This window comes from Acidobacteriota bacterium, assembly GCA_009691245.1.
Classification (GTDB): Bacteria; Acidobacteriota; Terriglobia; order 2-12-FULL-54-10; family 2-12-FULL-54-10; genus SHUM01.
In genome coordinates this window covers 37,496-62,535 of record SHUM01000014.1, presented here as the reverse complement: position 1 = coordinate 62,535, position 25,040 = coordinate 37,496, and the positions used below count along the sequence as shown (strand labels likewise).

Sequence of the window (25,040 nt, the reverse complement as noted above, 5' to 3'; positions counted from 1 at the left end):
AATAACCTCAACAATTGAGGATCTATCTATGAAGAAATCAGAACTTCAGAAATTCACAAGCTGGCTAGGCAAGCGAAGCTACAAGGCCCGGTTGAAGCGGTTTGGTATTGAGCGATTGCAGGAGATTGCCCGCGAGAATGGCAAAAAAGGCGGACGGCCCAAAGGCAGCGGGAAAAAGAAGGGGGTCAAGCATGGCAAAGCAAGGTAGGGCGGATGGTTTGCACCGGACAGCCTAAGAGGGTATTGTCCTAAAACTGCGTTGAAAGCAATTCTTCATCGTGCGGCACACTGGAGCGCGTGCCGCAGTTGCTATTTAGAGATTTCGGAGGATGGCTGTCATGGGCATGAAAGTCGTGTATAAGATCACGTACCCCAATGGCAAAATTTACGTGGGTCGGGACATAACGGACACCATCATCTACTTCGGCAGCGTCAATAGTAAGCTAATGGCAGCGGACTTCACTCCCGAACAGCGCCGCGATTTCACGGCTAGAAAGCAACTTCTGTGGGAATCGGATACCGCCACCAACGCTGAGGTAAATCAGAAGGAACGCGAGTTTATCGAGTCTTTGCGATCTAATGATCCCGCCATTGGCTACAACCGCTGGCCCAAATTCAAGCCAAAGCTAGAAACATCGTCAACGAAGTCTTAAGACACTGCCTCCCGGAAGTATCCGCGAGGGCATTCACCATTCTGCCTTTTGACCGCTACCTAGACCTCTACCGTAAACTCGTCAACAATAGCGTCAACAACTCGTCAACAAAACCCTCCGTTTGGAGGGGTTTTGCTGACGAGCAAATCGCGGTAAAGCAAGGCAAGCATTAGGTTTTAGGGTTGGTTGCTCAAAATTGACACGGTGGAGGTCTGGGGTTCGAGTCCCCACGCGCCTACCATTCCGATTTTGCATGGCACACCTGTACATATTGAAGAGTCAGACAGCGGACCGGTTCTACATTGGGTCCACGAATGATTTGGTTCGTCGGCTGAGTGAACATGCGCGCGGACACAGCGCCTATACTCGTGGGCGTGGACCCTGGATACTGGTCTATCAGGAAGCGTACGAGAGTTTGCCGCTAGCCAGGCAGCGGGAGCGTCAGGTGAAAAGTTGGAAATCGCGCCAAGCAATGGATCAGCTGATTGCAGGTTCCGCGCACGGTTAGAGCGTCCCGATGCCATCGGGAAGGTCTGGGGTTCGAGTCCCCACGCGCCTACCATTCCAGACAGACTGTTCTTTCTGCTGCATTCCGATTCAAAACATTTCCGGAAAGTAATACGTTAAAGCTGCATTCAGATATTTGTCTGAGACAATGACAGACTTATTCTTGAGATCCAGCGCTACGCCACGCGCCTGGCGCAGTGCGCCATGGGGGCCGCCGATGGTCCACCTGGGCGGAACGTCGCCGCTATCGTGAATGCTCCAAACGCCGACGAATGATCCCTCGGAGTAGTCAATCGGGGGATGGCTGTTGACGCCCTGGTTAGCCACCACGATCCATCCACGTGCCGGATGCAGAACGATATTCTTGCTGCCATTGATCATATCGCGCGTTTTGGGTCCGCCGATGATTCGTAGTGGCTGGACTTTCCCTTTGCCTGAGCGGCTGAATATCTTGATTGACGATCCAGCAGTGACCAGCAGATTATTGAGCGAGTCCACCGCAACCGATCCGCCCATGCCGCCTTCGGTTTCCAGGATGCGGCTGGGGGCCGAGTTGCCGTTCGCCTCGCGGGGATAGACCAGCACGCGCCCACTTTCCGGAACAAGTATTTCGTTATTCACCGGATCAATTCCCAGCCGGTCCGGGGCCTCTAATTGCGTCAGCGAACCGTTAATGATGCGCAGCGGCGGCTCTTCCCCATTCGCTCCTCCGCGAAATGTCAGAATGGCCTGCGCGAATTGATTGGGCACCACGATCTCATCGTGAATCTCATCATAGGCAATTGCGTGGACCGTCCGCGATAACATTGTTTTCTGTCCATGAATCTGCCGCACCGGTTTGGGCGCGCCATTCGCCAGCCTGGCGAAGACCGCAATCTGCGGATGCATCACTCAGTTAGGAACCAGAATCTCTTCGCGTTTGGTGTCATATCCCACCGCACCCGGATTGCCGATCATCAGGCCGGGAGCATCGAGGGGGCCGTTGCGGATGATGCGCAGCGGAGCAGTATCTCCCGCCGCCATTCGCTTGAAGACGGTGGCCGCGCGGGAACCGAAGTTGGCCACCCAAAGCTCATCGTTCTTCAAGTCCACAAACACCCCGGTGGGGTTCTGGATCATCGTCTTGGGCCCCTTCAGCACGCGCTTGGGGGCTATGTCTCCGCTGGCGGAGGCATCGAACACCAGAATAGAGTTGCCCATATCGTTGGCTACAAAGAGTTCGTTGTTCCCCTCATCCATGAACAAGTGCGACGGCATGTTGATTTGTGTTTTCGGTCCCTGAATGATCCGCAGGGGCGGGATGTCTCCATGCGCCTTGATGGGATAGACATTGATGGAAGGCTGAAGGATTTTGCCCGTGCCGGGAATCGCGACGCTGCGTTGCAGCGGCCAGTTCGGTTTCTCCTCGCTCCTCCGCCGTCTCCCCGCTCCCCCCGGCGGCGCGGCGGCGCGGCTCGATGAGTATCCGTAGTTGCTGACAAACATCAATTGCTTCCTGGTGTCGAGAGCGATTCCGTGAGCGTCGCCCAGCAATGTCCTGTCGCCTTGAATCAGGCGAATCGGGGCTTCATCCTTCTCCGCATATTTCCTGTAGACTGAGACGGCCGAATCATGCTCGATGGCAAAAAACATTTCCTCGGCCACTTCGTCCACCGCAATTCCGTAGGTGCCCTTGGGCACGTCAAGCTCCCGGGTCGGCGGCACATCGCCCTTGGCCTGCCGGTTGAAAACAGTCATCGGCATGCCGTCCGAATCGTGGCTGATGGTGTACAGGTCACCGGTTTTCGGATCGATGTAGACGTGGCAATTGAACTCGATCTTGGTATTCAATCCGCCGATGATCCTCTTGGGTTCGGTCATCTTGGCCGACGCAGGCGTGTTGGCCAAGCGATCATAGACCACCAACTGGAAGAGATTCTCGTCGGTGAAGATCACCTCATCGCGTATGGGGTCCACGGCCACGGAGCTGAACGCGGAATAAGGATCGCGGATCACCCGCAAAGGAGGCCGCTTCTGAATCTCCAACTGCTCACTCGCATCCGGAGAAGCAGTCTGCCGTGCTTCCTGCATCGCGGTTCGCAGCGAGGTCGAAGCCGCGGCTGGCGCCAAGTCGCAGATGGCCCCGCTCATCTCCGGGAGCGGCTGAATCGAAACGAGCTGGGCTTGTCCGCGGGGTTTGCGCGCAGCAACCTGAGAGCCGAGGCTCCCTTCCCTCCATCCATCTCTGCCGGCGAACAATATCCAGCCAGCGACGAACACCACGAAGCACACTCCAGCAATGCGAGCGTATCCGGGACTGAAACGCGAATGATGAAGCATCGGGCCTCCCAGCTGCATTGCCTACCTGGTCTGTTGCGTGGTTCGGAGACTTGCGGCGCGGGTCTCGAAACTCGCTGCCTCGCCCGCTCGAGACGTCTTGCGCAACAGATCACCATAGTGCATCAATATCTCCGCCAAAAACGGGTGATTCGCTCCAAGAGTTTTTTCGGCAACTTCCAATGAGCGTTTGAAAAAAGGTTCCGCATCTTTGTATTTTTTCTGGGCGGAATAGAGTTTCCCCCGCAGATCCAAGGTGGCGGCGAGATTCAGTTGCCCCTCCGGCCCGGATTTCTCCAGAATCGCCTGCGAACGCTTCAGTAGTGGGTCCGCGCTGCCGTAGAGCCCTTGGCTCGCGAACACCTCCGACAACGAGTTGAGCGTGGCGGTGACGCTCAAGTGCTCTGGCCCTGAAGTCGCTTCCTGGATCGCCAGGGCGCGCTTCAGTGATTTTTCAGCGTCTGCGTAGTGCTTCTGATTTTGGTGCACGCGAGCCAGGTCGGTTAAGGTCACCGCCAAAAGCGGATGCTCCTTACTGAGAAGCTTCTCCTCGATAATCAAGGCGCGTTCCAGCGGGCCTTGGCTTTCGGGGAATTTTCCCAACGCCATGCGCACCGCGGCCAGTTCTTTCAAACCCGCGGCGATCATCGGGTCCATGGGATTCTTCACGCCCAAGGAATTTTCGCGGATGATCATGGACCGTGTCAGTAACTTTTCCGCTTCCGCGTAGCGGCCCTGATCGCTGTAGACGCCAGCCAGGCTGCTAATACTGTTGTCCGTTTCCATATGCCGCTCGCCGAAATGCTTCTCTCGAATTTGCAAGGCGCGACGGATGAACGAATCGGCCTCAGCCAGATTGGCCTTGTTGTGATACACCACGCCGAGGTTGTTCATGGTCGCGGCCACCAAAGGATCATCCAGTCCCAGAAGCTTTTCGCGAATCGCAAGGGAACGTTTCAGTAGTGGTTCGGCTTCGTCGTAGCGGCCTTGCGCGTCATACATTATAGCCAGCCGATTGATACTGGCATCCACTTCGCGATGCTCTCCGCCAAACTGTTGTTCACGAATTTTGAGCGATCGGAGTAGCGCAGTTTCGGCCGGAGCGCGACTTCCCTGACCTTCGTAGAAGCTCGCGATACGATCCAACGTGGCGGCCACCTCAGGATGATCCAACCCTAAACTTTTTTCGCGGATCGACAGGGATTGTTGAAGGAACGATTCCGCCTCGGCAAACTGTTGCTGCGAAATCAGGAAGGTGGCGGCCAGCGCCAAAGTGCTGGCCAGACGCGAGTCTTCCAGCCCCAACTTTTCCGCTTCCCGGATGGCGGCGCGAAAAGCGAGCATGGCTTCGCGCATGTCGTTTTTCTGGAGGGCATCGGAAGCAGCGCTCATTTGCTGCTTCCAAAGCTCTTCCTGAGCCCACGCTCCGGTTAGGGGCCACCATAGCAGGGCCAGCATAACCCATGCCTGAAACATCTTCATGGGAGTGTCTCCTGATTGAAAAAGGGGCGCGGTAACACTTGCAGCCGCGCCCCGCTCAACATGTGATGGACTCTACACTACTGCTCCGTAAAATACTCCGCGCTGGGAATCCAATCGTCGCGGTCTTCCCTTCCTGGAGCCTTGGAGATGAAGTTGAGTTGCGGTCCCACGGCGGTTAGGCCGATGTCTCGCGCCAGCTCGTCGCGCAGCACGATCATCTTGCCGCCCACTACGGTCATCAATGGATAGACGGTTGGAATGTCCGCCTCTGGAATGGAGAAGTAGTCCTTGCTGAGAACCACGAAATCCGCCAGCTTGCCCTTTTCCAGTGTCCCAATTTCTTTCTCTTTCATCATAAATAGCGATGGATTCGAGGTCATCATCTTCATCAATTGGATTCGGTTGATGGCCTCCTCCGGCGCGATGGAAACGCCATCGGACCGCTTGCGAGTAATATATGGGTACACGCGCGCGAAGGTGGTCGGCGCGGGATTTTCCAGACCATCCGCCTGCGTCTCTTCCACCGAGACAATCACGCCTCCTTTGAACACGCTCTGCATGGGCCCAATTCGATTCGCATATTTCTCCCCGAAAATTTTAGGGATGAAGGCTCCTTGATCGTCAATCTCCTTGGGACCGCAACTGAGTTGAACGTTGAACTTTGCCAGGCGCGGAATCTGATCGAGGCGCGGGTACCATCCACAGTGGTCCGCGCTCAGGCGTAGCGAACGGATATGTTCGAGCGTGATGCCTGGATCGTCCTTCATCGCCCGCTCGATGATGTCCATGAACTGGTCCATGCTCTTGTCGCCCATCACATGGTTCACCACGTAGCGCAGGCGCTGGCGGATGGCCGTGTAGATGGCTTCGTTGTAAGGTCCGCCCGGCTCCGCATAGCACTTCTGCAAGGCATTAATTTTGGGACTGGCCTCCATGGTGTGGCAGATGGTTGGGGCGTCATGATCGAGCGCGCCGAGAGTAACGCCGACGTTCCAGAAATATTTGTCGCCCACTCCGGCGATGTCTTGCTTGCGGGAGAAGCATGCCGGAATATCCACCACCATGATCTGGCAGTTGCGGTCGGCGTAGCCAAAGCGTACCGGCATACGTCCTTCGCGCGCCAGCTTTAAATAGGCGTCATAGATGCGCAAGCCGATAATATGCGAGCTGAATCCCGTCCAGCCCAGCGCCGCGAAATGCTTCAATCCATCTTCGAGACCGTCGGCCATCATAGGAACGCGGGATGCCCAAAACTGTTCTGTGAAGCCTTCGCCGGTAGAGACATTCGATGGAGTGTCGCCGCCGGAACCGATCATGGTGTAGTATTCGGCCTCATCGGTGTGATCCAGCCGGAACAGGTCCAGCAATGCGTTGCGCGCGGCCGTGTTCATTAGCTCGACACCCTCGCCACTAACCGAGACGGGGCGCTGGGGAGCCAGCGTATCCAGGTCCTGACGCGTGATTCCTCCGTCGATTACGTAGGGAGTGCCGATGCCGAAGCCGTACTTGCCGCGCGAGGGAACGGAGATGGCCGCCCACTGGGTCGGCGGAGCGTCCGCCATCTTCTCTTTGATTACCAGCTCAATTCCTTTCGTCAACTCGTCAAAGCTCTTTCCCGTTACGCTAAAGTTTCTGCGATTTTGCAGGGCCCGCATTTTGGCTTCTTCTTCTGGAAATTTCTTGAGCCAGTTGGAGATGTAGCCGCCATGAAGATGATTGTGGGTGTTGATCAGTCCGGGCACCACGGTGCGGCCTTTCAGATCGATCTTGCGCGTCTGCGGACCGGCCAGACGCAGGACTTGCGCGTCGGTGCCCAGCAGGTAGATGGTGTCACCGCGAATCGCCATTGCCTGGAAGGTGCTGCCCACCGTGCCATTGGGCGCTGTGTCGTCCATGGTAACAATTTTTGCATTATGAATAATCATCTCTGGAAACTGCACCAGCTCCGCCGGTACCGTCAGCGTATTTTGCGCCTGGACGACTCCCGTCACCATCAGCAACAGACTCAATGAAAGCAATCTCACTGTCTGACTTACTTCGAACATGGCTCCGAACATGGGACCCTCCTCGACTCCACACTGCAAACTAGAAATACCGACTATCACATAATAGCGCGCGCAAGTTCCCCGTCAGGGCACGACTTTAGCCGTGCCGAAAACCCACTTGCAACCCAGCGGTTCTAACCGCCGAGGGACACATCTCAGGGGTTAAAGCCTCATTCAAATCAGCCTGCGTCGGCACGACTAAAGTCGTGCCCTGACGGAGAACCGGCGCACAACTATTTGCGATCCTCACTAATTACGTCTGAGCAACTCGGTGGCGTCCATGGCGTCGCCGTCTCGCGCTTGCGCGTTAGCCCTGGGCACTTCGTAACTGAACTTGAGCTGAGGACCCACGGCGGGCATGCCTGCTTCCTTGGCGTATTCGTCGCGCAGCACAATGGTCTTGCCGCCCGTTACCACCATCAGCGGAACCACGCTGGTAATCTCCGCTTCCGGGATGGTGAAGTAGTCCTTGTTGAAGACCACGAAGTCGGCCATCTTGCCGGGTTCGAGTGTTCCAATTTCCTTCTCCCGCATCAGGTAGGAAGCGGCGAATGAAGTGGACATCTTGAGCAGTTGCACGCGGTCAATCGCTTCTTCCGGCGCGATCAACACGCCATTGGTACGCTTGCGGCTGATGAAGGGAAAGTACCGCGCGAATGCCGTGGGGTTCACGTCGTCCAGGCCGTTGCCGGCGCCTTCGTTGGCCACGATGAGTCCCCCGGCCAACATGCTCTTGATCGGCTCAATTTGCTTGGCATAGCGTTCCGCATAAATCTTGGGAATGTAGCTGCCCATGTCGTCGATCTCTTTGGGGCCGCAGCTAAAATGCATTCCAAATTTCGCCATACGAGGAATTTGGTCTTGTCGCGGATAGAATCCGCAGTGGTCCGAACTCAGGCGCAGCGAGCGGATGTAGTTTAAATCCATGCTGGGATCATCCTTCATGGCCTTGTCGACAATATCCAGGAAGATGTCCATGCTCCGGTCGCCCATTACGTGATTAACCACATAGCGCAGATGCGAGCGGAACGCAGTGTAGATGGCATCGTGATACGGCGTGCCGGGCATGAAGCGGCAATCCTCCATGGCCTTGATCTGCGGGACGGCCTCCATCGTGCTGCATATGCCCGGCGCGTCACTATCCAGCCCGCCGAGTGTTACGCCCACGTTCCAGAAGTAGTCGTTACCAAATCCCGCCATATCGCCCAGCCGCGCGAAACAGCCCGAGATGTCCACCGCCATCACCTGACAGTAGCGATGCGCGAATCCAAAACGCACGGGCAGACGGTTTTCACGTGCCAGCTTCGTATACGCATCGTGAATCGGGAATCCCACGATATGCGAGCTGAACGTGGTGAATCCCAGGGCGGCAAAATGTTTCAGCCCGTCCTCCACAATATTGGCGAGGAGCGGGACGCGGGTCCGGAAATACTGCTCGGTGATCAGCGTGCGGCCGATCTGCGGATTGAGCAGTGTGCTGGCCTCGTTCTCTGCGGTCGGGTCCACCTCGAACATCTTCATATAGGCATCGCGCCCGGCCGTGTTGAGCAGGAACGCGGACTCGGTATCGACGGCCACCGGGCGCGTGGGCGCGAGCGCATCCAGCTTCTCGCGCGTCATCGTCTTCTCGGTCATGTAAACGGTGCCGATGCCCAGTCCGTTGGGGCCTCGGCCCGGCAGGCTGATGGTGGCCCACTGTTCCGGCGGCGCGCTGGCCATCTGCTCCTTGATGACCAGCTCGATGCCCTTCGTCAAATCCTCGAATGTCTTTCCCGTAACGCTGAACGATTTGCGGAAGCGCAGCACTTCCTGCGGGTTCTTGCGCGCCCATGCGCCGATGAACGAATCATGCAAGTGGTTGTGCGTGTCGATCAATCCCGGCACCACCGTCCTGCCCTTCAGATCGATCTTGCGGGTCTGCGGGCCGGCATAGCGCTGCACCTGCTGGCTGCTCCCAAGAAACTGGATGCGGTCGCCGCGAATGGCCATGGCCTCCACGATTTTTCCGACAGGTCCGGTGGGAGTGGTGTCGTCCATGGTGACGATCTTGCCGTTGAAGATGATCAGGTCAGGGTACTGAACCATCTCGGCGGGCACGTTGACGGTCTGCTGCGCCCGCAGGATGCCGGTCCCCGCCAGTAACATAATGAGGAATGCAAATCGCTTTAGCCTGCTCAGATCAGACACATCCACCTCCAACAGCTTTTGACCTTGCATTCGCAGCGCTCCATCGCGCGCCTGCTAAAAAATATACTTCAATGCAAACTGGATCTGGCGGGCCGAGCCACGGGTGGCGTTGATCCGGCCAGCAGCGGAGTCCCGGATGCCATTGGCATCCAGCGGAGTTGTATCGGGAATTGAAAGGTTCACGCGATTCAACACGTTGAACAGTTCAGCCCGGAATTGGAAGCGCCGCCCCTCGGAAAGATCGAAGTTCTTGAACAATGAAAAATCAGTTGAGGCCAGGCCGGGAGTGATCAACGTGTTGCGTCCCAGAGTGCCGTAGTAGCCGAGCGTCGAAGCTTCAAACTGGCAGGGGTCGTAATAGAGAATGCCGCCGCTTCTGTGAGCCGCGCCCAGAGTCTGTCCACCCGTCACGGCGCTCGTGCCCGTGCCGCATCCGGCCGTGGTCCCCACGGTGGGATTGCTGTCTCCATTGGGAATCATATTCACGGCCAAGCCGCCGTTTTCCGCCATGCGCGTCAATTGAGCGGAGTTGGAGTCCACGATGGTGAGCGGATAGCCGGAGGTCAGAGTGATGATGCCGTTCAACTGCCACCCTTTGGCAATGGCTCCTGCGATGCCTGTTCTTCCTCTTGCCAGGGGCAGCTCGTAGGAATAGTTGGCCGTAAAGGCGTGCCGGACATCCTGCGAGGAAAGCGCCTTCAGCAGGTGCGTGTCCCACATGTAGAGAGTCCGCTGATTGGTTCCCAGTTCTCCGCCGGTAACGTCGGTGCCTTGATCGATGGTCTTGGCGAAGTTGTAGGAGATCTGGAATTGCAGGCCGTTGCGGAGGCGCCGTTGACCGCTCAAGGCCAGACCGTGATGGTAGCTGCTGCCATTGGAAGCCTGCCAGCGAATCTGCGCGAAGTTCGGTTGAATACGACCGCCGAAGCCGGCCTCATTCGTCGCTGGGAAGTACTTCGCGCCGGTCGGCTGATTGGGCCACCCGATCCACTTGTTCAGGTTGGGCACGTACTGGTTCCACAGATGCACGGCGCGTGAACCGGTGTAGCCCGCCGAGACCAGCCAGTCGCCCATGATCTCGCGTTGTAGCGTCAGGTTCCAGCGGTAGATGTAGGTTGTATCGATATTCCATTGCGCGGTGCGCAGGTTCGTCGTCAGCGTCACGTTCGGCGAGGTGATGGCGCCGTAGCCGTTGGGAAACGGGATGGCCGGCGTGCCGGGATTGTCAATGCTCACTTGACCGACCGAGCGGAACGGCGGCATCTCGCCAAGATTAGTGCGGGTCTCATAGAGCATCGGGTGATCGTAAAAGATTCCCGCGCCGCCGCGGATGGAGGTCTTGCGCGAACCGGGAGCGTAGGCAAACCCGAATCGTGGGCTGAAACTCTTGGTCGTGGGATTGCTCGCAAAGAACGGGCCGGGCACCAGCGCCGGATCCTCAAATCGTTTCATGATGCGGAGATTACCATTGACCTCTTTGGGAATGGTAACAAACTCATAACGCATCCCTAGATTCAGCGTGAGCGAATTCATGATCCGGTAATCGTCCTGGAAGTACGCCCCGAAAAGCGACTGCTTCATCTTAAAGCCCGGAAATCCCGCTGCCGTTGGCAGCAGCGCATCATAGCGGCGCACCACGCCGGTAATGAAGCGGCGGAGATCCTGAAAGTTATAGTTGCCGTAGCATCCCGGAGGACAACTGTTGTCCTCGTCGCGAATCAGTTGGAGTTCGACCCCGGTGCGGAAGGAATGGTTGCCGCGGCTGAGCGACAATCCGTCCTTGAGGGAAATCGTTCGTTCCAAGGTGGGCGCTTCGCTGTTGGAGTAACCGAGGCTGGCGATGTTCCCGACGCTCAACTGCCCGAGCCGCTTCGCGCCGGGGAGGAAGGCCAGCCCGGCGATGTCCGAATCGCCATCCAGGGGAATTTCCCCAATGATATTGGTGCGATTGAATCCAAAGCCAAATTCATTGATGGTCGCGGGAGTCAGCACGCTAGTGTGCTTGAAGGCGAGAACATACTTTCTGGATAGCGTGCCGCGGTTCGCCAAGTCGCCCAACATGCGCAGGATGTCGCGGTTGGCGTCATCAAAGCTGAAAGTCCCGGAGATGAATCCGGCTCTCTGCCCCGCAAACTGGTGATCGATTTTCCCGTTCACGTAGTCGTCATTGACCGGCGCGCGCTGCACGCCGAAAATTTCAACGCGCCCGTTATCGGAATTGCCCATGGTGTTCCCCACTCCAGGAACGGGCCATAGCGCCAGATGCGCCCGGACCGATGCCGCCACGGGCAGCGCGCAGACTGCGTTGGCCAGGTCCACCACGCCGCTTGAAGCCGTGCAATTGGCCGCCGTCAGTGAAGTGGTGATCGGCAATATCCCCTGCCGGGCGGCAACGGTCGGCACAAAAGCGGTGTCGCTGGCCGCCTGGCGTTCGCGCAACCCTTCATAGCTGGCGAAGTAAAAAGTGTGGTCCCTGACAATGGGCCCGCCGATCGCTCCGCCAAACTGATTCCGCTTGAACTCATTCTTGACGGATTTCTGTCCGGCGGCCAAAGGAACAATCTTGTTGTCCCACTTGGTGGCATCGAAGTTGTCATTGCGCGCATATTCAAAGATCGAGCCGTGCAGTGTGTTGGTCCCCGACTTGGTTACGGCGCTGACAATGGCGCCGGGCAAACTTTGGTATTCGGCGGAATAATTGTTGATGATGATCTGAAATTCCTTCACCGTCTCGGCGCCGATATAAGACTGGGCGGCGCCCGCCGCGTTTCCTGACGGGTCGGAGTTGGACATGCCATCCAGCAAAAAGGTGTTCTGGTTGCCGCGCGCGCCACCCACCGAGAAGGTGGCTCCCATGCCGCTGCGATAACCAATATTCCCCTGCTCCCTAGGCACTTGCAGCACTCCGGGTTGCAGGAAGACCAGTTGCGTCAGATCGCGGTTGTTGAGCGGCAGGTCGGCGACCTTCTTCTCATCCACCAAACTGGATACGGTGGCCGACGCGGTTTCCACCAGCGATACTTCGTCAGTTACGGTTACCGCTTGCGTGACTTCGCCCACCTGCAGGGCCATATCCACCACCGCTGTGCGACCCACGGTCAGCTCGATTCCGCTGCGAATGGTTTTCTTGAATCCGTTCATCTCCGCGCTTACTTCATAATTTCCCACCGGGAGATTGGGAACTTCATAGCGGCCACTGCCTCCGGTTACGGTGCTGCGGGAGATGCCAGTCTCCAGATTCTTCACCGTGACGTTGGCGCCGGGCACCAGGGCTCCACTGGGATCGGTGGCCGATCCGCTGATGGTTCCGGTGGTAAGTTGAGCTTCCGCCAAACATACCCAAAACAACATGAGCGCACTCACAAATGTGGCCGTTGCGGTTCGCATGATGTGGACCTCCTGAAGATACATCTTTAAGGCTCGGACAATTTGATCGATAGCAAAGTGGTGAGACTTTTTTACTCGCGTTGGGTACCTAAGTCAAGCTGATTGTGCAGATTGTCATTAGTAGATGATATGTCTGGTGTAATTAACAAATGCAGTGTCCGCGCCGGGTGGGTGGATGTTTGATGCTCAGAGAGGGCTTCAAATGATGGCTGTATGGCGCAGTCTAAGCGTGGCCGTGCTGGTTGGCCCACGATTGCTGGCTCTGGCCCCAGTGTTCGCCATCGCCTCCGCGCAGGAGTCGGAGATCAATGTCCAGAAGACCATGCGCATTACGCTTGGCAAGACTTCCGGACAGCCGGAGCAAGCGGCGCTGGTGCCCATCTATTTCACTCCGCCAGAGTCCATTGCCGTTGGCCGAGTGAGATTGAAAGTGACTTTCGTGAGCGCCAACGTGAAGTTTGACAAGGTGGAGGCTGGCCTTGCGGGCGACAACGGAAGATTGAAATTCAGCGCGGATGTGACGACGGCGAAGAACGCGAATGGCATCGACACCTCGACCGTGACGATTCCCGCGGAGCTTTCCGATCCGTCCGCGACCAGCATTTCCGGGGGGTTGCTGGCTTACTTGAGTCTGCGCGTGGGCTCCAACGCCCGTCCCGCGATGATTACGCTGACCACTTCCGCGGAAGCCTTCCGTCCGGGGTCAAGCGATCTCATGCCCGACGTTCGCGCCTTCGGCGCCGAACTCGGGGCCGAGGGTTGTCTGTTTCTTCTTCACCCACTAAAGAATATTTGCTGATGCTGTGACCAAATCGGAGCCGCGCCAGTAATGGCGTGGCTCGGATACACTATCCCGAAAAATGGTCTAGTACTTATAGTTGTTGATGAATTCTTTCTTGATGTAGGAGACGGGATCCTTTCCGTAGTCCTCCATGTAGTTGCCGAGAACGTTGATGCCGGGCATGGCGGGGTTCCGGACTTCCTGCAGAATCACGTCCGGGTCGCCATACTTCGCCGCCACCTGCCGCACCTTGGGGTCATCGAGCACCGTCAGCCGGCCTTTGTCGAGCAGACGAATGACGCGGCCGTCGGCTGTCGTAACATCTATGGTCGTGAAGTAGGTATGGATGTGCAGATGGCCGGAAGGCACGTCGTTCTTCTCATGAAATGCCTCCCACTCACCGGGCATCAGTTTTTCCATGACAAAGCCGGTGCGCGAGCCCATGCCTCAGTGAATCACGCCGGAGCGCGAGCGCTCCCATGAGCCGCCCGCGTCCTGAAAGCTCTTGGTGCGAATGCCTTTGGGGTTGGTGCCGATGGCGATCACCCACAGTTTGTTGACGCCTGGCCCGGGATGTCCCGGAAGCTGCGTATCCTTCCACAATTGTGTAATTCGCTTTCACTTGCGGATAGCGAGGCGCGCGATACGCGCCCGGCGTATACGTGCTCTGCGCGGCAACTTGTTGCGCTCCCCAGGCCAGACAAAGCAGACCCGCCATCAACCCGAGTTTACCTGGTTTACACTAGTTCAGATGTCCGATGCATTGTTGCTCCCTTCCGAATGATTGTTCCATGACCTTCGTATGAAATGCTCGCGCCAACAGTCCGATGCGGCTGCCGACATTGAACTCTCCAGGATGGGAATTGGATGCGCGAACTTCGCCATCAGGTAGTGGGTCAGTTTGCGCTCTAAGGTAGGGACAGGTCTCCAGACCTGTCCTCTTAAGGGCAGGCAGGAATGCCTGCCCCACTTAAGCACCATCGACAACTTATTCAAACTGACCCACCACCCGCCATTATTGTGGCTTGACTTGTCCCACGGGTCGGAGTATCAAGTGCCATGTCCTATGCATGTCCTGCCGCCGCGTAATCCACTATTTCCAGCGGTGGCCGACGGAGAGAGAGAGGCCCGATTCATGAAACAGCCGCCTGCACTTTATGCGCTCCGTAATCCGGCCAACGACAATGGGCGCATTCCGAGGCGTATTCTGTACTTTACTTTGTTGCGATCCGGACGGGTGGCGGCAGTACTCAGCCTCTTCCTGTTCACGCTCCCCGCGGTGCTGCAATCGCAAACATCATCTCGCCCTGATCTGATTCTCCACAACGGCAAAATCGTCACCGTGGATGACTCCTTCAGCATCGGCGAGGCACTCGCTATTTCAGATGGCCGAATCGCCGTCGTCGGACGCAACCAGGAAGTGCTGGCGTTGCGTGGTCCGCAGACTCGAGTGATCGATTTAGCGGGACGAACCATCTTGCCCGGAATCATCGACACCCACGTCCACCTGATGGATTACGCGCTGTACCATTCTGCCCTCGAAGTAGCGCCTGAAATTGCCAATCCCCATGTGGTCGAAGCGGGCAGCGTCAACGAGATATTGGACCAAATGGGCAAGCGGATTCAGGCCGACCCACCGGAAAAAGAACTTCCGTGGCTGGTGTACGAAGTTCAGCCGGGAGAATTTGATTCGAGTATCGATTTTGGTGACAAGGTGGATCGACGCGCGCTGGATCGCATCGTTTCCAACCGGCCACTGCTGGTGCGGATGAACAATGTGAACTTCGATTTAGTGAACTCGGCGGGTTTGAGCCTGCTGCTCGCCCGATTCCCACTGAAGCTGCTGAATGCCGAGTTGGATGGGAACGGCGAGCCTACCGGGCGGTTGGGCGCTGGGTCCGTTCACAACCTGGCAATTCCCGCCGCGCGCGTCCCCGCGTTCAGCTTGGCTCGTCGCACGGAGTTGCTTGCCAAAGCTTACAAGAAGGAACTTGAGGAATGGGCTTCCTATGGCGTGACCACCTGGGCCTCGAAGCTGGATGCCACGGCGCACGCCGCCTTCGCGTTGCTGGATCGCAGGGGCGAGATGCCTATCCGGTTGGCTTACTCCGTGGAAAACATGACGCCGGAAGTTGCCGCCCTCATGCCGGCGAATGTGGAGGGCACGGGTTCTCCGCATCTCTGGATCACCGGAATTTACGGCGGCTCGGCGGATTCCGACATGGCGGGACCCATGTGCTCGACCGTTCCGTTGATCCCCAGGGATTTTGGTCTGACTCAACCGCAATGCTCGCTGCTGCCCGGCGGTGAACACTGGGACCGCATCTACGCCGCGGTGCGCCGGGGATGGCGCATTGGAGGATTCCACAATCATGGCGACTTGGCAACGGACTACATCTTGATGCTGATCGAGCGGGCGAGCGAAGAGGCTGGCATGACCATCGAGCAGGTCCGGCAAAAGAGGCACGCCATCGACCACTGCGCCGCCAATCCTCGCCCCGATCAGATGATCAAAGGGTTGCATCTCGGAGTCGTCTGGACCTGCACCACAAAGTACGTTCTGCGCGCGGACTTCGCCGCGAGAAACCGTGATGCGGAGAAGCTGGCGCAGTTGGTAGTGCCGCTCAAGTCGTTAGTGAAGGCTGGCTTGCATCCAGCATTTCATACCGATGGCCACGACGGCGGTCCACTGCTATTCCTGTACCTGCAAACGATGTTGACACGGAAGGACTCTGTCTCGGGGCGAGTTTGGAACCCAGCGGAAGCTTTGGATCGCCATGACGTTTTGCGTAGCATGACTCGTTGGGGCGCTGAATATACGCTGAAAGAGAAGGAACTTGGGACCATTGAACCCGGCAAATGGGCCGACTTGATTCTGCTCGACCGGGATTTTTTAACTGTTCCGACGGAGGAAATCAGCCGTACCCAAGTACTGATGACCTGGGTTGGCGGCAAGGTCGTTTATCATCACCCCGATCTGGCCCCCGCCCTGGCTGAGCTTCATTAGATGCCTTTCCGGAAATCCAATCTACTTGAATCTACAAGCAGATTGCGGTAGAACTGGGACGCCGAACAAATGTAGATAGGATTAGTTAATGACTAAAAACAGGACAACTCGAAGACGCTTCTTACGGGCCAGCACGGCGATGGCTGGATTGGTCGCAGGCGGTTTCGTCCCTGAGCCGGGACAAAGCCTTGGGCAGATCCCGGAGAAGCTTTCCGCCGATCCCGCGCAGGACCCGCGGGCCTATGGATCGCGGTCGTCGCACGAGAAGCCGCTGCGCAATTGGGCCGAGGGCGGTGGGCCCAGCACGTTTTCGCCGCTCTCGGATCAAACCGGAATCATCACGCCATCCTCGCTCCATTATGTCTTCACTCGTGGCATCACGCCGCCGGACATCAATCCGGACGATCACCAGCTCATGATTCACGGCATGGTCGATCGTCCGCTGGTGTTCTCGATGGAGGAATTGAAGCGGCTGCCGTCGGTTTCGCGCATTCACTTCATCGAATGCGTGGCCAACACTGCGCCCACGCGCGACCGCTGGAAGTGGTCGACCGCGCAACTTCGTTTCGGCAAGTCGAGTTGCAGCGAGTGGACCGGCGTGCTGCTCTCCACGGTATTGAAGGAAGCGGGCGTCAAGAAGGGCGCGGCGTGGCTGCTGGCCGAGTCCGCTGACCGCGTACGCCACGCCATGAACATCACGCTTGAAAAAGCGATGGACGATACGCTGCTCGCCTACGGACAGAACGGCGAAGCGATCCGGCCCGATCAGGGCTACCCGCTGCGCCTGCTGGCGCCCGGTTGGGAGGGCGTGCGCAACGTGAAGTGGCTGCGGCGCCTGCAAGTGGGCGACCAGCCGTTCCTGACTCAGATCGAGCTGGGCACCAACGCCAGCCTGCGCGCCGACGGCAAGGCCCGCTGGTTCAATACGGAGATGGGCCCGAAGTCGGTCATCACCAATCCCTCGGGCGGACAGCAGATGCGCGCGAAGGGGTTCTACGAAATCAATGGGCTCGCCTGGTCGGGGCTGGGGACTATCCGCCGCGTGGAAATTTCCGTTGATGGCGGCCGCAATTGGCAGGACGCGCAGCTCCAGCAGCCGCTGTTGCCAAAGGCCCATACGCGTTTTCGCCTCTCCTGGAAATGGACCGGACAGCAGGCGGTTCTGCAATCGCGCTGCACCGACGATCAGAATGTCCGTCAGCCGTCGTTGAGTGAGTTCGCCGAGACCTGGGGAGTGACTCCTGACTACTTCCAAAAAACCACTAACAGCGTCATTCACTTTAATGCGATTCAACCCTGGCGCGTCAACACGGATGGGAGCGTGACCAATGCCTTCTGGGATGCGTAGTCACTCACTGGATAGTCACTTGGTCCGTAGTTACATGGTTTGTAGTCACTCACTGCGCAGTTGCTCCTGCGTGTTAGTCGCCGTTGTGCTGTGGCTCTGCGCCGCGCCATGGGTGATGCCTGCGCAGGCACAAGGGCCGGCTTATGAAATGGGCCGCGCGCCCACGGACGAGGAAATGCGCCGATTGGGAACTTCGATTTCTCCTGATGGCCAGGGCCTGCCCGCGGGCAGCGGGACTTCAGGCAAGGGCGCGGAACTCTACGCGCGCCGCTGCGCTGGTTGCCACGGCGCGAAGCTCGAAGGGACAAAGAACGCTCCCAGCCTGGCCGGCGGCAAGGGCAGCATCGGCACCGCGCAACCGGATCGCACTATCGGAAGTTTCTGGCCGTTCGCGCCGCCGATCTGGGACTACGTCAAGCGCGCCATGCCGCCCGGCCAGGGCGGGTCACTCACTGACGATGAAGCCTACTCACTCACCGCTTTCATTTTGCATCGCAACGAACTCATTCAGGAAAGTGACTTGATCGACGCGAAGTCACTGCCCAAAGTAAAGATGCCCAATCGCGATGGCTTCCTACCCGCAAAGTTGGAGGACATCAACAAGCAGCGCTGCCGCGTGGGCACCTGTAGGTAGTTTTCTTGTCTCACAGTGGCCACGAGTGGCGGAGCCTGAATTCCGAATTCCAGATTCTGAATTCCGCAGGAGAGCGTACGGCGGGCCCATCGGCTGAGTTACTACTTGGTTTGTCACTCCGAGCGTAGCGAGGAACCTGCTTTCCTATGAAGTCCGCGACACTCAGCATCGGGCTGCTGGCGATATGGGCCACATTCATTGCCACGCTGGTGGTGGCACAAAGAGAATTGGCTCCTGCGCCGCCTCAATTTACTCCCATACCTCCACCTAAAATGGGATATATTCCACCGCCTCCCAATCCTGCTTTAGGAAAGCCGTCGAACAAGACTGCCGAGCAAGTTTACGCCAATATTACGGCATTGAATGGCGTTCCCTATGGCGAAGTGATTCCCGGCATGCAGGTCATGTCCGAGGCGCTGGGCGTCGAGTGCGAGCATTGCCACAGCGCCAGTGGCGACCGCGATGTTGAGGGCAATCCCAATAAAGACATCGCGCGCGATATGATCCGCATGGTGCGCGACCTGAACCAGCGCAGCTTCGGCGGTCGCAACGTGATCAGTTGCTTCACCTGCCATCGCGGCAGCGCGGCGCCGGTCGCGGCAATTAATTTGGATCGCACCGGTGAGCGGACGCCCGAAGTCGTTTCACCCTCCGTACAGGACGCGCTGCCTTCGCTTCGCCAGGTGCTGGACAAATATGTCAACGCGCTGGGCAGCTCTGGCGCGGTGCAGAAGAACACCTCGCGCGTGGAGGAAGGCTCGCTCACCATTCTCAGTAATCGGAATCAGGTGGTTGCAGTCCAGGGTTTTTCTCAGGCTCCGGACCAGCGCCTCACCAAGGGCTTTACTGTCTCGCACCTGGGCAATAGCGCGCAGGCTTTCGGAGTGGTGAACGGAGCGCAAGGCTGGATGCGCGAAAGCAATGGTCCGGTCCGCCTAATGTTCGGCTGGCGGCGCGACGCGGCGCAACTCGAGGACTTGCTCAATCTGCCGCGGCGCGTGGAGCAGTTGCTGCGCGATCTGCTCGTCAATCGCCGCGAAAACGTGAATGGGCGTGACGCGATTGTGCTTGCCGGCCGCACGGAATTTCTGCCGCTTGTGGAGTTGAGCTTTGACGCCGCGACCGGCCTGCTGCTACGCACCATGTACTATGTGGACTCCACCGCGGGCCGCATGCCCAGCCGCATTGATTACTCCGATTATCGGGACGTAGACGGCGTAAAGGTTCCGTTCCATTGGGATGTAACGCTAGTGCGTGGCGTGCGTGTGGCGTATCAATTGAATCGCGTGCGGCAGAATGTCGCGGTGGATGCGGCGCAGTTTGCGCTGCCCAATCCGCCGCCGTCGCTGTACCGCTAACAGAGCAGCGTTTTAACCGAGCCGCGACCGTAAGGGAGCGGTGGTTGGTCTTGATTCAAACCTAACCACCGCTCCCTTACGGTCGCGGCTCGGTTTGGATCGCGGAATTAAGAACATTGCATAGTGGGAAGAAGATCATGCGAAACAAATTAAAATGCGGACGCGGATGGAACATGATGAGCGCGCTGGTTGCTGTGCTTCTGCTCACCGCTTGCAGCCGCGCGCCGCAGGGGCCGCCGCAGACGCTGGGCGGCGTGGTGAAGGACGCCGCAGGCAAGCCCGTGGCCGGAGCGTTTGTGCGCGTGAGCAGCGTACAGCCGGGCCAGACAATTCTCGTCGTCAGTCAGGCGGACGGCGCGTATCGCACGCCGATGTTACCCGCCGGATCGTATGTGGCGCAGGCGTTTGCCGAGGAGTCACAGAGCGCCATCGCGGCGGCGGTGAACATCAAGGCCGATGCGGCCAGCGAGGCCGGTCTCACCTTGAACATCGCACGGTCCGTGCTGCCGCCGGACAGGCGTCTCACCAACGACGACTACTCGCCCGCCATGCCCGAGGGCGAGGGCAAGCAGCTCATCATCAGCCACTGCATCCACTGCCATTATCTGGATCGCATCGTGCCGACGCGGCATACGCCGGAGCAGTGGGCCAAGACCGTGGAGCGCATGAGCTGGTTCATCGATGAGCGGCCTGATCTGTGGAAGCCGCACAACTTTAAGCCGCTGACTTCGCGCGAGTACGCGGTGGTGCTCGACTATCTCAGTAAGAATTTCGGCATGGACCGCCCGCCGTTTAGCGACCCTAACGCCACGCCGCCGCGCGGGCCGACGGCGCATCTGCCGCACCCTCTGCAGGACCGCGCGCACAGCAAGGTAACCGCCGTCGAGTTTGACTTCGGCGCAAAGAGCTACGAGGCCGGGATTGACTCGCAGGGCAATCTGCTGATCAGCGAAGAGCAGGGCGGCAGGTTCGGGCGCATCGATGGCCAGACGCTCGATTACGCGCCGCTGACCGCGCCCGCCGGGGCCAAGCCGCGTGTGCTGGCGCAGATCGCCGAGGACGCGCAGAAGAATCTTTGGATACTCGACAACGGTCCCACGCCGGACGCCGTGCTGCTACGTTACACGCCGTCGACGAAGCAGTTCCAGGAGTTCCCCATTGCCGCGCCGCCGAGATTCCGTTCGCCGCTGAACACCATGCGCTTTGTGGGAAATTACTTGTGGGCCACCGGCAACTCGTCGAGCCGCGTCATCCGCATGGACATCACCACGGGCGAGATCACCGCCTATCCCACGCCGAAGGGATCGCATCCTTATGGCATCGCCATTGGTGGAGCAATCGACGGTGAGCCGAGCGTGTGGACCACGGGCAACTACGACAACGCGGTTAATCGCGTGGACACCAAGGGCGGCAAACTGATCACCTATCGGGTGAATGCGCACGGTGTGGATTTTCGCCGCATGGGCTCGGACGCCGAGGGCAACTTGTGGGTGGGCGCGCAGGACTCCAACAAGTTGTTCCACGTGGACTATCGCACTGGCGAGTTCACTGAGTACGATGTGCCCACGCCCGGCGTGGGGCCGTATGGCGTGGACGTGGACCGCCGCACGGGCCTGGTCTGGTTCAGCGAACGCGAGGGCGACGCCATCGCCAGCTTTGACCCCAAGTCAGTGCAGTTCCACGAGTATCCGCTGCCCACCAAGGGGCTGGCGCCGCGCCGCGTATTCGTCGATCCGGTGAACCCGCGGCGAATCTGGTGGTCCGGCGTGCGCGTCGGCTTCATCGAGTTCGCAGAGTAGCAAACATTTGAGGTTCCGGCGCCTCCTTTGATTTTGTCATTCCGAGCGTAGCGAGGAATCTGCTTTTCATAGCTTGGTTGGAAAGCAGATTCCTCGCTACGCTCGGAATGACAATGTGCAATGATCCAATACTCATTACAACCGCGCCCGTATGGTAAGATGATCGACATAACAGAAGCTGGCGGCAAGCCGGCTAGTCAGTCAGATGAGAGAAATTTGGGAGGCTCCCGATGCTGTATTTCAGGCAACATGTTGGCGTGCTAACGCTGGTGCTGTGCGTGGGCGTGGCGCCGTTATTGGCGCAAGGGCCGCTGGGCACCATCTCCGGCACGGTGCGCGATTCATCCGGCGCGGTGCTGCCCGGCGCCGGCGTGCAGGTGAAGCAGCAGGAGACGGGCCGCGTGCGCAGCTCAGTGGCCGATAGCGCGGGACGCTTCCGTCTGGCGGCGCTCGAGCCTGGTGCATACTCCGTGCAGGCTGGCGCGGCGGGTTTCCGCACGGCCGTGCGCGAAAATGTCGCGCTCAGCGTAGGCAGTGAGATCGTGGTCGATCTGGCGCTCGAAGTCGGTCAAGTTACAGAAAGCGTGAACGTGATCGCCGAAGTGCCGCTAGTGCAGACTACCACCGCGGAACTTTCCGGCCTGGTGGGCGACAAGGCGATTCGCGAGCTGCCGCTCAATGGGCGCAGCTATGATGCGCTGGCTTATCTGCAACCCGGCGTCGTGCAATACACAAATTCCAGCACCGGCACCATCGCTAAAGTCGTAACCGGCGCGGGCGGGCGCATGTCGGTGGGCGGCACGCCGGGCGACTTCGTCTCGTTTCTGCTCGACGGCACCGACATCCGCGACCACGCCGGCAACACGCCGGGGAGCGTGGCGGGCAACAACCTCGGCGTGGATGCCATCCTCGAGTTCCGCGTATACACGCGCAACTACTCCGCCGAATACGGCCGCACCGCCGGCGGCGTCATCAGCGCCGTTACGCGCTCCGGAGCGAATGTCTTCCACGGCAGCGCCTTTGAATTTCTGCGCAACGATATCTTCGACTCGCCCAGTTATCTGGACAACAAGGCAGGCAAAGACCTTCCGCCATTTCGGCGCAATCAATTTGGCGGCACGGTGGGCGGACCGGTGATCCGCGACCGCACATTTTTCTTCACCGCTTACGAAGGATTGCGCGAACGACTGCAGAGCCTGAATTTCCGCACTGTGCCCAGCGAAGGCGCGCATCGCGGGCTGGTGGGAGCCGCAAACGTCGGCGTGGCGCCCTCGGTCCGTCCGTATCTGGATCACTATCCCTTGCCGAACGGGCGTGACTATGGCGACGGCACGGCGGAGTATTCCTCGGCGGGATCGAACCCCACGCGCGAGGACTACGGCAGTCTGCGCATCGACCATCAGTTTTCCAACAAGCATTACCTGTTCGGCCGGATGACAATTGACGACACCGAAGCCAGCAGCGTGGCAACGTTTGATCCCTATCTGGCGTTGCTCACCTCGCGTAATACGTTCTCCACGCTCGAGTGGAAGACCATTGCCACCAGCAATTTTCTGAATGTCTTCCGCGTGTCATTCAACCGCACCAACCCGCTTCTGAATAATGCCGCGCAGCCGGACGACGCCGCGCTGGCCTTTGTGCCCGGCCGTGATTGGAACCTCTCCTTTACGGTTACCGGCGGACAGGACGCCACCATCGGCAATTTGGGCCATCAGAACGCCGCGCCCTCGGGATTCATCCAGAATGTCTGGGAGATTTCCGATGCGGTGGATTACCACACCGGCGCGCACTCGCTGCGCATGGGCTTCAACCTGCAGCGCCAGCAGAACAACAATTACGTTTACTCTTCGCAGAGCCGATACACCTTTGGCAGCGTCACCGGGTTCCTGCAAGGGATTCCGACACGGTTCGAGGCGCAATCGCTTGATTCGGACCCCGTGCAGGGGCTGCGCCAGTGGATGACCGCGGTGTATCTGCAGGATGACGTGAAAGCCACCAATCATCTCAACTTCAATTTCGGATTGCGCTATGAATTTGTTTCCGTTCCCACGGAAGTTCACGGCAATCAGGCCACCATTGTGGATCTTCTGCGCGACACCGCGGTTACCCGCGGGCCGGGATGGCTCGAGAATCCTTCGCTGAAGAACTTCGCTCCACGCTTCGGTTTCGCATGGACGCCGTTCGGCGAGTCGGGCAAGACCGTGCTGCGCGGCGGCGCAGGCATCTATCACAATCAATTTTCGAGCGGCAGATTCTATTCGCTCTACTCGCGCTCCGGGCTGATCACCAATTTGAGCATCAACAACCCAACGCCGATCACGGGCTTCCCCAAGGCCAACATCACCAATCCGCCGGCGGGCTCGATTGACCTGCGCGTGTGGGGACCGAAGCCGCAGACGCCGACTGTCTATCAATTCAACCTGACCGCCGAGCAGCAGGTTGGCCCGGGCATGGTGCTGGCCGTGGGCTACGGCGGATCGCGCGGCGTGCACTGGGTGCGCCAAACCAGCTTGAACACGCGCATCCCGACTTTCGGCGCCGACGGTCGTCCACAATATTCGCCGCTGGCCGCCGCGCCGCGCTACAACCCGGCGTTCGGCGCCATCCGCGTGGTGCAGACCGACGCGCAACAGAATTACGATTCTCTGCAAGTCCAGTTCAACAAGCGCCAGTCGCAGAACCTCAACCTGCAGGCCAGCTACACCTATTCGAGCGCCATCACCGACTCCGGCGCGTGGCAGGCCGCGCTGACCGCCAACACGCCGGACTCTACGCTCATCCCGTTTGATCGCGGCGGCGACCGCAGTCTCGCCTCGCAGCATCAGCGCCACGCGCTGGCCATCAACGGAACGTATCGAGTGCCTACGTTCCCGATGAGCGGCGTGGCCTCAACAATTCTGAATGGCTGGGAGGCCAGCGGCATCTTCTCCGCCGCGACGGGCAATCCGTTTACCGTGCTGATCGGATCGAACCGCTCGAATGACGGAAACTCCGGCGCGCCGGATCGTCCGAATCAGGCGGGCGACAGCAACAATCCCATCGCGGGAGTCACAGGCAGTTGCGGCGTCGCCGCGGTTGCGGCAGGCGCCGTGGTTCCGGTTATAAAGGCCGGAGAAAAGCTGGGACCGGAGACTCGCTACTTCGATCCCTGCGCGTTCAGCGATCCACTCGCCGGTTTCTACGGCGGCCTGGGGCGCAACACGCTGATTGGCCCGGGCCGCGCCAACGTAAATTTCTCGCTGGTGAAAAACTTCCGCATCCTGGAAGGCCACACGCTCACCTATCGCATGGAGTGGTTCAATCTGCTGAACCGCACCAATTTCGGCCTGCCGAATCGCACCGTCTTCAGCGGCGCGCAACCCGCGCAGGGTGGCAATACCGCGCGCCTGAACCATGCCGGCAACGCGGGAGTCATTCAGGAGCTGTCCAGCTCGGCGCGCCAGATGCAGTTCAACCTGCGCTATACCTTTTAGGAAAATCCCGCGCCAAAAATACAGTTTGACGCGGCTACCAGAGCAAAGACATTACCGCATTGG

The 25,040-nt window shown here is 58.8% G+C and carries 17 protein-coding genes and 1 tRNA gene; 11 read left to right on the top strand and 7 right to left on the bottom strand.

What is annotated here, in order from left to right:
• Nucleotides 1-28: 28 nt before the first annotated feature.
• The 4 genes from EXQ56_05330 to EXQ56_05315 all read left to right on the top strand — a co-directional run bounded on the left by EXQ56_05330 (nt 29) and on the right by EXQ56_05315 (nt 1,215).
• Entirely contained in the window at nt 29-208 is a 180-nt protein-coding gene (locus tag EXQ56_05330) for a hypothetical protein (protein MSO19877.1), read from the top strand.
• Nucleotides 209-344: 136 nt separating this feature from the next.
• Complete coding sequence (locus tag EXQ56_05325) at nt 345-653, top strand: GIY-YIG nuclease family protein (protein ID MSO19876.1); 309 nt, start codon at nt 345-347, stop codon at nt 651-653.
• 253 nt (nt 654-906) lie between these two features.
• A complete protein-coding gene (locus tag EXQ56_05320) occupies nt 907-1,161 on the top strand; it encodes a GIY-YIG nuclease family protein (protein ID MSO19875.1) in 255 nt (84 codons plus the stop codon).
• Nucleotides 1,143-1,215, top strand: a tRNA-Gly gene (locus EXQ56_05315). Before EXQ56_05320 ends, EXQ56_05315 begins: the two co-directional genes overlap by 19 nt.
• Before the next feature lie 35 nt (nt 1,216-1,250).
• Here EXQ56_05315 and EXQ56_05310 read toward each other — a convergent pair.
• The 6 genes from EXQ56_05310 to EXQ56_05285 all read right to left on the bottom strand — a co-directional run bounded on the left by EXQ56_05310 (nt 1,251) and on the right by EXQ56_05285 (nt 12,601).
• Entirely contained in the window at nt 1,251-2,051 is an 801-nt protein-coding gene (locus tag EXQ56_05310; GenBank protein ID MSO19874.1) for a hypothetical protein, read from the bottom strand.
• On the bottom strand, nt 2,052-3,479 hold the full coding sequence (locus EXQ56_05305; GenBank protein MSO19873.1) for a hypothetical protein: 1,428 nt from the start codon (nt 3,477-3,479) through the stop codon (nt 2,052-2,054). It abuts the gene before it with no gap.
• Nucleotides 3,480-3,500: 21 nt separating this feature from the next.
• Entirely contained in the window at nt 3,501-4,958 is a 1,458-nt protein-coding gene (locus tag EXQ56_05300) for a tetratricopeptide repeat protein (GenBank protein ID MSO19872.1), read from the bottom strand.
• A 77-nt stretch (nt 4,959-5,035) separates the two neighbouring features.
• Nucleotides 5,036-7,015 (bottom strand): hypothetical protein, encoded by a 1,980-nt coding sequence (locus EXQ56_05295; protein ID MSO19871.1) that lies wholly within the window; start codon nt 7,013-7,015, stop codon nt 5,036-5,038.
• 237 nt (nt 7,016-7,252) lie between these two features.
• On the bottom strand, nt 7,253-9,220 hold the full coding sequence (locus tag EXQ56_05290) for a hypothetical protein (protein MSO19870.1): 1,968 nt from the start codon (nt 9,218-9,220) through the stop codon (nt 7,253-7,255).
• A 24-nt stretch (nt 9,221-9,244) separates the two neighbouring features.
• Nucleotides 9,245-12,601, bottom strand: coding sequence for a TonB-dependent receptor (locus tag EXQ56_05285; protein ID MSO19869.1), 3,357 nt, complete (start codon nt 12,599-12,601; stop codon nt 9,245-9,247).
• A 178-nt stretch (nt 12,602-12,779) separates the two neighbouring features.
• On the opposite strand from EXQ56_05285, the gene EXQ56_05280 reads away from it, so the two are divergent.
• Complete coding sequence (locus EXQ56_05280; GenBank protein MSO19868.1) at nt 12,780-13,376, top strand: hypothetical protein; 597 nt, start codon at nt 12,780-12,782, stop codon at nt 13,374-13,376.
• A gap of 66 nt (nt 13,377-13,442) precedes the next feature.
• On the opposite strand, the gene EXQ56_05275 is transcribed toward EXQ56_05280, so the two are convergent.
• Nucleotides 13,443-13,802, bottom strand: coding sequence for a hypothetical protein (locus EXQ56_05275; GenBank protein MSO19867.1), 360 nt, complete (start codon nt 13,800-13,802; stop codon nt 13,443-13,445).
• A gap of 610 nt (nt 13,803-14,412) precedes the next feature.
• On the opposite strand from EXQ56_05275, the gene EXQ56_05270 reads away from it, so the two are divergent.
• From EXQ56_05270 to EXQ56_05245, 6 genes are all read left to right on the top strand, one after another.
• Entirely contained in the window at nt 14,413-16,365 is a 1,953-nt protein-coding gene (locus EXQ56_05270) for a hypothetical protein (protein ID MSO19866.1), read from the top strand.
• An 88-nt stretch (nt 16,366-16,453) separates the two neighbouring features.
• The gene (gene soxC, locus EXQ56_05265) at nt 16,454-17,713 is read left to right on the top strand and encodes a sulfite dehydrogenase (protein MSO19865.1); all 1,260 of its coding nucleotides are present in this window, start codon (nt 16,454-16,456) and stop codon (nt 17,711-17,713) included.
• Nucleotides 17,694-18,347 (top strand): c-type cytochrome, encoded by a 654-nt coding sequence (locus tag EXQ56_05260; protein MSO19864.1) that lies wholly within the window; start codon nt 17,694-17,696, stop codon nt 18,345-18,347. The genes soxC and EXQ56_05260 overlap by 20 nt, the downstream gene beginning before the upstream one ends.
• Nucleotides 18,348-18,493: 146 nt before the next feature.
• A complete protein-coding gene (locus EXQ56_05255; protein ID MSO19863.1) occupies nt 18,494-19,705 on the top strand; it encodes a photosynthetic reaction center cytochrome c subunit in 1,212 nt (403 codons plus the stop codon).
• A 137-nt stretch (nt 19,706-19,842) separates the two neighbouring features.
• Nucleotides 19,843-21,504: a hypothetical protein gene (locus EXQ56_05250; GenBank protein ID MSO19862.1), complete on the top strand. Its 1,662-nt coding sequence runs from the start codon at nt 19,843-19,845 to the stop codon at nt 21,502-21,504.
• Nucleotides 21,505-21,734: 230 nt separating this feature from the next.
• On the top strand, nt 21,735-24,977 hold the full coding sequence (locus EXQ56_05245; protein ID MSO19861.1) for a TonB-dependent receptor: 3,243 nt from the start codon (nt 21,735-21,737) through the stop codon (nt 24,975-24,977).
• The last annotated feature ends 63 nt before the right edge of the window (nt 24,978-25,040 follow it).

Coding starts and splice junctions, on each gene's coding strand:
- EXQ56_05330 (MSO19877.1), top strand. CDS start 29: ATGAAGAAATCAGAACTTCAGAAATTCACAAGCTGGCTAGGCAAGCGA.
- EXQ56_05325 (MSO19876.1), top strand. CDS start 345: ATGAAAGTCGTGTATAAGATCACGTACCCCAATGGCAAAATTTACGTG.
- EXQ56_05320 (MSO19875.1), top strand. CDS start 907: ATGGCACACCTGTACATATTGAAGAGTCAGACAGCGGACCGGTTCTAC.
- EXQ56_05305 (MSO19873.1), bottom strand. CDS start 3,479: ATGCTTCATCATTCGCGTTTCAGTCCCGGATACGCTCGCATTGCTGGA.
- EXQ56_05300 (MSO19872.1), bottom strand. CDS start 4,958: ATGAAGATGTTTCAGGCATGGGTTATGCTGGCCCTGCTATGGTGGCCC.
- EXQ56_05295 (MSO19871.1), bottom strand. CDS start 7,015: ATGTTCGGAGCCATGTTCGAAGTAAGTCAGACAGTGAGATTGCTTTCA.
- EXQ56_05290 (MSO19870.1), bottom strand. CDS start 9,220: ATGCAAGGTCAAAAGCTGTTGGAGGTGGATGTGTCTGATCTGAGCAGG.
- EXQ56_05285 (MSO19869.1), bottom strand. CDS start 12,601: ATGTATCTTCAGGAGGTCCACATCATGCGAACCGCAACGGCCACATTT.
- EXQ56_05280 (MSO19868.1), top strand. CDS start 12,780: ATGATGGCTGTATGGCGCAGTCTAAGCGTGGCCGTGCTGGTTGGCCCA.
- EXQ56_05275 (MSO19867.1), bottom strand. CDS start 13,802: ATGGGCTCGCGCACCGGCTTTGTCATGGAAAAACTGATGCCCGGTGAG.
- soxC (MSO19865.1), top strand. CDS start 16,454: ATGACTAAAAACAGGACAACTCGAAGACGCTTCTTACGGGCCAGCACG.
- EXQ56_05260 (MSO19864.1), top strand. CDS start 17,694: ATGCCTTCTGGGATGCGTAGTCACTCACTGGATAGTCACTTGGTCCGT.
- EXQ56_05255 (MSO19863.1), top strand. CDS start 18,494: ATGAAGTCCGCGACACTCAGCATCGGGCTGCTGGCGATATGGGCCACA.
- EXQ56_05250 (MSO19862.1), top strand. CDS start 19,843: ATGCGAAACAAATTAAAATGCGGACGCGGATGGAACATGATGAGCGCG.
- EXQ56_05245 (MSO19861.1), top strand. CDS start 21,735: ATGCTGTATTTCAGGCAACATGTTGGCGTGCTAACGCTGGTGCTGTGC.